At 52.3% G+C, this 1,295-nt stretch carries 1 rRNA gene; it reads right to left on the bottom strand.

Annotated features, from left to right (window positions below):
- Nucleotides 1–119: 119 nt before the first annotated feature.
- Nucleotides 120–1,295: ribosomal RNA gene (locus tag AACV12_RS09230) — 23S ribosomal RNA — on the bottom strand; the annotation flags it as partial.

Here is a 1,295-nt window from a genome sequence, read left to right as displayed (position 1 = left end):
TCAGGTGGGTCCACAACGCTATGGTCGCCAAGCAAATTTCTTAATTCGGAAAGCTGTTTCGTTCTCATTCACACATTCAATGTTCTTCAATTGAGCCCACAAAACCCCTTCGGTGTTGTATGGTTAAGCCTCACGGGCAATTAGTATTGGTTAGCTCAACGCCTCGCAGCGCTTACACACCCAACCTATCAACGTTCTAGTCTCGAACAACCCTTTAGGACACTTAAAGTGCCAGGGAAGACTCATCTCAGGGCTCGCTTCGCGCTTAGATGCTTTCAGCGCTTATCAATTCCGAACTTAGCTACCGGGCAATGCCATTGGCATGACAACCCGAACACCAGCGGTTCGTCCACTCCGGTCCTCTCGTACTAGGAGCAGCCCCCTTCAATCTTCCAACGCCCACGGCAGATAGGGACCGAACTGTCTCACGACGTTCTAAACCCAGCTCGCGTACCACTTTAAATGGCGAACAGCCATACCCTTGGGACCGACTTCAGCCCCAGGATGTGATGAGCCGACATCGAGGTGCCAAACACCGCCGTCGATATGAACTCTTGGGCGGTATCAGCCTGTTATCCCCGGAGTACCTTTTATCCGTTGAGCGATGGCCCTTCCATTCAGAACCACCGGATCACTATGACCTACTTTCGTACCTGCTCGAACCGTCATTCTCGCAGTTAAGCGGGCTTATGCCATTGCACTAACCTCACGATGTCCAACCGTGATTAGCCCACCTTCGTGCTCCTCCGTTACTCTTTGGGAGGAGACCGCCCCAGTCAAACTACCCACCAGGCACTGTCCGCAACCCCGATGAGGGGCCTACGTTAGAACATCAAAACGACAAGGGTGGTATTTCAAGGTCGACTCCACGCAATCTAGCGACTGCGCTTCTAAGTCTCCCACCTATCCTACACATGTAGGTTCAATGTTCAGTGCCAAGCTGTAGTAAAGGTTCACGGGGTCTTTCCGTCTAGCCGCGGGTACACTGCATCTTCACAGCGATTTCAATTTCACTGAGTCTCGGGTGGAGACAGCGTGGCCATCATTACGCCATTCGTGCAGGTCGGAACTTACCCGACAAGGAATTTCGCTACCTTAGGACCGTTATAGTTACGGCCGCCGTTTACCGGGGCTTCGATCAAGAGCTTCGACCTAAGTCTAACCCCATCAATTAACCTTCCGGCACCGGGCAGGCGTCACACCGTATACGTCATCTTGCGATTTTGCACAGTGCTGTGTTTTTAATAAACAGTTGCAGCCACCTGGTATCTGCGACTCTCGTCAGCTCCATCCGC

Origin of the sequence: Vibrio sp. 2-2(8), from assembly GCF_963888495.1 — a bacterium.
Lineage (GTDB): Bacteria > Pseudomonadota > Gammaproteobacteria > Enterobacterales > Vibrionaceae > Vibrio > Vibrio anguillarum.
This window is presented reverse-complemented; position numbering and strand designations above follow the sequence as displayed.